The sequence below is a fragment of the Trinickia sp. genome (assembly GCF_051961175.1).
Classification (GTDB): domain Bacteria; phylum Pseudomonadota; class Gammaproteobacteria; order Burkholderiales; family Burkholderiaceae; genus Trinickia.
The window spans coordinates 1-6013 of sequence record NZ_JBQCDN010000102.1 but is presented as its reverse complement, the minus strand read 5'-3'; the positions used below and the strand labels follow the sequence as shown (position 1 = coordinate 6013).

6 protein-coding genes and 2 pseudogenes are annotated in these 6013 nt (G+C 61.4%); all 8 read right to left on the bottom strand.

Features of this window, described 5'->3' with window-relative positions:
- A pseudogene (locus tag ACTHL0_RS05320) lies at positions 1-101 on the bottom strand (F0F1 ATP synthase subunit C); the annotation flags it as partial.
- An 82-nt stretch (positions 102-183) separates the two neighbouring features.
- Complete coding sequence (gene atpB / locus ACTHL0_RS05315) at positions 184-1032, bottom strand: F0F1 ATP synthase subunit A (RefSeq protein ID WP_440565550.1); 849 nt, start codon at positions 1030-1032, stop codon at positions 184-186.
- Between the two features lie 143 nt (positions 1033-1175).
- The gene (locus tag ACTHL0_RS05310; RefSeq protein WP_440565549.1) at positions 1176-1709 is read right to left on the bottom strand and encodes an ATP synthase subunit I; all 534 of its coding nucleotides are present in this window, start codon (positions 1707-1709) and stop codon (positions 1176-1178) included.
- Positions 1710-1940: 231 nt separating this feature from the next.
- Complete coding sequence (locus ACTHL0_RS05305; RefSeq protein WP_440565548.1) at positions 1941-3089, bottom strand: SLC13 family permease; 1149 nt, start codon at positions 3087-3089, stop codon at positions 1941-1943.
- Positions 3090-3145: 56 nt separating this feature from the next.
- On the bottom strand, positions 3146-4033 hold the full coding sequence (locus tag ACTHL0_RS05300) for a ParB/RepB/Spo0J family partition protein (protein WP_440565546.1): 888 nt from the start codon (positions 4031-4033) through the stop codon (positions 3146-3148).
- 41 nt (positions 4034-4074) lie between these two features.
- The gene (locus ACTHL0_RS05295) at positions 4075-4845 is read right to left on the bottom strand and encodes a ParA family protein (RefSeq protein ID WP_440565545.1); all 771 of its coding nucleotides are present in this window, start codon (positions 4843-4845) and stop codon (positions 4075-4077) included.
- Between the two features lie 72 nt (positions 4846-4917).
- A complete protein-coding gene (gene rsmG / locus ACTHL0_RS05290; protein ID WP_440565544.1) occupies positions 4918-5604 on the bottom strand; it encodes a 16S rRNA (guanine(527)-N(7))-methyltransferase RsmG in 687 nt (228 codons plus the stop codon).
- Positions 5601-6013: pseudogene (gene gidA, locus ACTHL0_RS05285) on the bottom strand (tRNA uridine-5-carboxymethylaminomethyl(34) synthesis enzyme MnmG); the annotation flags it as partial. The gene rsmG and the pseudogene gidA, both read right to left, overlap by 4 nt.

Genomic DNA, 6013 nt, shown 5'->3' with positions numbered 1-6013 from the left:
ATCAGGCCGATACCGATACAGGCGCCGATTGCACCCAGGCCGATGATGATGCCGATACCGATGGCGGTCAGACCTTGGATGTTGGCGATGAAAGCTTGCATGATCACTCCTTTGTAAAAGACTTTTTAGAACTGGATTTAAAGAAACGGAAAACGAATCTACTCCGCGCGACCCGCGCTGAAATCAGTGCTTGTCGTGCGCCTGACCGATGTACACGAGCGTCAGCATCATGAAGATGAACGCTTGCAACAAGACGATCAGGATGTGGAAGATCGCCCAGACGGTGCCTGCGATCACGTGGCCCACGAAGCCGAGCACCGTCGTGTCCGCGCCGAAGGTCCAGAGGCTGCCGAGCAATGCGATGAGCAGGAACAGCAGCTCGCCCGCGTACATGTTGCCGAACAACCGCAACGCGAGCGAAACCGTCTTGGCGACGAACTCGATGATGTTCAATGCAAGGTTCGGGATCCACAGCAGCGGATGCGCGCCGAACGGGGCCGACAGCAGTTCGTGAAGGAAGCCGCCCGCGCCCTTGATCTTGAAGTTGTAGTAGATCATCAGCACGAACACGCCCAGCGCGATGCCGAACGTGCCGTTCAGATCGGCCGTCGGGACGATGCGGTGGTGCGAGATGACGCCGGACAGGCCAAGCCAGCCGATCACACGGCCAGGCAGATCGACGGGGATGAAATCGAGCGAGTTCATCAGCGCGACCCAGACGAATACGAACAGGGCCAGCGGAGCGATGAACGTGCGATTGCCGTGGATGATCGCCTTCGATTGGTCTTCAACCATCTCGACCAGCATCTCGATGGCGCATTGGAAGCGGCTCGGCACGCCGGGCGTGGCGCTGCGTGCGGCCATGCGCAGGATGAGGATCGTCACGAGGCCGCACAGGATCGACCAGAACAGCGTGTCGATGTTCAAGACGTGCATATCGATGATCGACGTCTGGTGCGCGGTAGCGAAGTTTTGCAAGTGGTGCGCGATGTACTCGGACGGATCCAAGCGCGTGCTTTCTGTAGCTGCCATATCGTTTATTGCCACCTAAATTGTCGAAAATCGTTCGGTGTTCGCACGCACGCGCTCGACACGCCGCGCGAACGCGGCGAACGCCGGCGCGCCGCGTTCATCGTCGCGCGCGCCGCCGGCCGCCCACCGTCATCCCATTCTTACTACCGCATGCCCAGCGCCAACCAGTACGTCTGCAGCGTGACGAGGAAGGTCACGAGGAGCGGCAGCCACCGCACGTCGTGATACCAGACGGCCACCGCGACGAACATCGCGACCGTCACCCCCATCTTCAGCATTTCGCCGATCATCCACGTGAGGATGGATCCGGCGGCGCCCGCCCCTTTCAGACGTGCCGCGAACAACGCGCTCGGCACCCAGCAAATCGCTCCACCCAACAAGGCCGACAGCGCAGCAGGACCCGGCGGCTTAGAAAACAGCCACCAAACCAGCGTGACGACCAGGGACAAAACCACTTGCGCTTTCACCACCTTGAACGGCGTGACGCGCGACGGGCGGCTCACCTGCGCGCCGAAGAGCTTTTCAGCCTCGGCCCGCGTGAGCGGAACGAAATTCTTATCTTGCTGCTCGGCATCCCACGCATCGTCGTTCGTTTCGGAACGACCAACGGCGCGAGCGGAAGAAGGATCATGTCGCGCGCGTTCGTCGTGCCTTGTGCTCGGCTCTCGATCCGCCATCGCTCTATCCTGCCTACGTAACCCAGTTTCCTACCCGCAGCTTTCGCTGTGCTTACGGGGCTGCCTAGCTAATAAATCCGGGCGATTGTAAGCGATAGTTGCAGGCGATTCAAGACTTTAGCTGCGACAAAAAACTGCTTGGAAGCGACGCCCCGCGTGGCTGCACAGGCCCCTCGTCTAACCAAATCGAAAGGCACGGCGGCCATCGCGTCGATCCCGCCGCGCCATCGTTCAAAGATGCGTGAGCAACCATCCGCCAAGCACAACGGCGACGAGCCAAAAGGGAATAGAGACAAGATGAAACGGCAGCCAGATCCCGCGCGTCTTCGAGAGCCGCACGGCGATGAGATTGGCCAGCGAGCCGATCGCGATACCGAAGCCGCCCACGCTGACGCCGAACGCCAATGCACGCCAGTCCTGCGTGAATTCGGCAAGCATGATCGCGGCGGGCACGTTGCTGATGCCCTGCGACAACACAGCACCTGCGACATAAGCGCGCAGTGCCGTTTGAAGACCGAGTTGAGCGACGCTCTCGTGTACCCAAGGCAGCGCGGCGACACTGCGCAGCACGATGAACATCAATACGAAAATCAGCAGCAGTGCCCAGTCGATCTTGAGCACGGCGTCGCGTCGCCACAACAGGAAGCCGCCGGCGACGCCGATCAGGCCGATACCGGGGTGATGCGAATCGGCCAGCAAGACGAACGCTATGAAGAGCGCAGCCGCGACGCCCGCGTAGGCGCGGTCGACGCGCTCCTTGGCGGCATCTTTCGACAGGTCGAGCGGCCTCGCTCGGAAGGCGAAGCACGCCATGGCGTACAACATGGCCATCAGCACCGCGCACAGCGGCGCCAGCGCCCACACGAAGCGCCCGAACGATACACCGCCCACCTGCCACAGGAACAGGTTCTGCGGGTTGCCGAGCGGGGTGAGGACGGAACCGGCGTTAACGGCCAGCGCCAGAAAGATCGTAAGCCGTTTGACGGGAAGCGGTGTCAGCGCATGCAGCGATAACACGAGCGGAATGACGACGAAGAGCGCGACGTCGTTCGTCACGAGCATCGACAGCGCGGCCGCCAGCCCGATCAACAAGCAGGCCAGCGCACGCTCGGAACGAACGTGATGGACGACGCGATGCGCCAGCCACATCAACAGACCCGACAGCTCGATGGCCTTGGTCAACATCAGCAGCCCGGCCAGGGTCAGCACGGTCGGCCAATCGACGAGCCGCGGCAACGTGAGCCACGGTTGCGCGCGCGTGCATTGAAGCACCGCAAGCACGACCACAAGAATCGCGAGCACCGGCTCTTTCAATGCAAACGAAACGATCCTGCGAGGCAGGTTCGCGGGGGTCAGGCGCACGTCGTCGACGGTCGGCATAGATAGTCAGGCTGGCTGGAGAGCGAAGGCTGTGCGGGTATAGCGTGCCGCTTAACTTAGTGCGTCTGGCCGCCGCGCAGCCGCGCGAGGATGCCGTCCAGCGCATCGAGATCGCCGAATTCGATCTGCAGTTGGCCACGGCCGCGCCGCCCGAGCTTGATCCTCACGGCTGATGCGAGCAAATCGGACAGCTCTTCCTCGAGGCGACGCGTATCGCGGCCGCCATCTTGATTGGCGCGCGCTTTCACCGCGGGCTCGGCCTTCGTTGTCGACGTGACCAGCCGCTCCGTTTCACGCACGGACATCCGCTTGTTCACGACTTGATTGGCCAGCGTGATCTGCGTCGCGGAATCGACCGCCAACAACGCGCGAGCATGACCCATGTCGAGATCGCCTGCGAGCAGCATCGTCTGCACGGGATGTGCGAGATTGAGCAACCGCAGCAGATTCGACACCGCGCTGCGGGAACGCCCCACCGATTCCGCCGCCTGCTCGTGCGTGAAATCGAACTCGTCCAGCAACCGCTGAATGCCCTGCGCCTCTTCGAGCGGATTCAGGTCCTCACGCTGGATGTTCTCGATGAGGGCCATCGCCGCCGCGGCTTGGTCCGGCACATCCTTGACGAGCACCGGAACCTCGGCGAGCCCCGCGATATGCGCGGCACGGAAACGACGCTCGCCGGCGATGATCTCGTATTTCTCCTCCGAGACTGGCCGCACGAGGATCGGCTGCATCACACCCTGCGCACGGATACTCGCCGCCAACTCCTGCAGGCTGCCTTCGTCCATACGCGTGCGCGGCTGATACTTGCCAGCCTGCAATTTGCCGAGCGGCAGCACGTTCGGCTGCCCTTCGCTGCGCACGGCTGTCGTGATATCGGCGCTGCCGCCCAGCAACGCTTCCAGGCCTCGCCCCAATCCCTTCTTTTTCGCTACGGCGTTCATCGCATTCCCTTGATCCGCTTTTCTGTCGCGTCGCACTGTACTCATAGCGCCCGCACTCGTTCAATCATCTCCGCGCCGAACTGGACATACGCTTGCGCGCCACGCGACGCGCGATCGAATACGACCCCCGGCAGTCCATAGCTTGGCGCCTCGGCAAGGCGGACGTTGCGCGGAATCACCGCGTCGAACACCTTGTCGCCGAAATGCTCCTTGAGCTGATCCGATACCTGTTGCTGCAACGTGATACGCGGATCGAACATCACGCGCAGCAAGCCGATGACCTTCAAATCGCGATTGAGGTTCGCGTGGACCTGCTTGATCGTATTGACGAGATCGGACAGCCCCTCGAGCGCGAAATACTCGCACTGCATCGGGATGACGACGCCGTGCGCAGCGCACAAGGCGTTGAGCGTCAACAGCGACAAGGCCGGCGGGCAATCGATCAGCACGAAATCGTAATCGTCGACCACCACCGCCAGCGCTGCTTTCAACTGCCTTTCACGATTATCGACACTGACGAGTTCGATTTCAGCGCCCGCGAGCTCGCGATTGGCGGGCAGCACGTCGTATGGGACGGTCTCGGACTTCACACGCGCCTCGGCAACGGAGACACCATCGACGAGCACCTCATAGACAGTGTTCTCGCATTCGGCCTTGTTGATCCCGCTGCCCATCGTCGCATTGCCCTGCGGATCGAGATCGATCAACAAAACACGTTGCCCCTGCGAAGCGAGACTCGCGGCGAGATTGACCGCCGTCGTCGTCTTGCCGACACCGCCCTTTTGGTTCGCCACGCAGAAAATTTTTGCCATCGTTCGGAGATCTAGGTCTGTTGACATAGGGAACGCGTGTGCGTTGCCACGTTACTGCGATGACGCGATCGATTAATCGAGCACGACTTGGATCAGATGCCGTTCGGCGTCGAGGAACGGCACGCGAAGCTGGACGATCTCGGCCGCCCGCGTGCCGGCAGGCAACCGCCCGATTTCGTCATCGGGACGCACACCCTTCATCGCCCAGATCGCGCCCTGCTCATTCACCAAATGACGCGCAAGTGTAACGAAATCGGCGAGGTCTGCGAATGCACGAGAGACGATTGCATCGAATTTTTCCGCGACCTCGATGCCGGGACGCAGATTTTCGACGCGGCCCGTGACGACTGACAGGTTATCGAGCTTCAGTTCAGCCTTCGCCTGCGCTTGGAACGCCGACTTTTTCTGCACGATATCGTTCAGCGTCACCTGGCGTTCCGGGAGCGCGATAGCGAGCACGATGCCGGGCAAACCGCCGCCCGAACCCACATCGAGAATGGACCGCCCTGCTCGCGCGGCAAGATGCGGGATGATCGAAAGCGAATCCAGGATATGTGGGATCAACATCTGGCGAGGGTCACGAATCGCCGTCAAGTTGTAGACGGCGTTCCACTTCGCCAGCAAAGCGACGTAATCAAGCAAACGGTCAAATTGCGCGTCCAATAGCGTGACGCCGAGTTCACCTGCACCGGCACGCAGAAGCTCCAACCATGAAGCGCGGTCGTTGGAGCGCGCCCCATTGGCGCGTGAGCCCGTCATTGGGCGCCCGGAGCCGCATCGGCCCGGCTTCCATCGACGCTGTTCGTTTCGGCAGCTACTGCGGACGCTCGTCGCCCCAGCCCTTTCTTCAGATGTACCATCAGCAGGGAAATCGTCGCCGGCGTAATGCCCGAAATGCGCGATGCCTGACCGATCGTTTCGGGCCGGAATTGGTTCAACTTTTGACGGGCTTCGAACGATAACCCTCTAACGGACGCGTAGTCGATCCCGTTCGGAAGCCGGGTGCTTTCGTTCGCTTCGTTACGTTCTATCTCGTCGGCCTGGCGTTCGATGTAGCCCTGGTATTTGATGCCGATTTCGATCTGCTCCTTGATTTGATCGAGCAGAACTGGATCGTCGGCGAGCGGCGCCTCGGGGCCGCAGGTACCTTCACGCAACCCGCAGATTC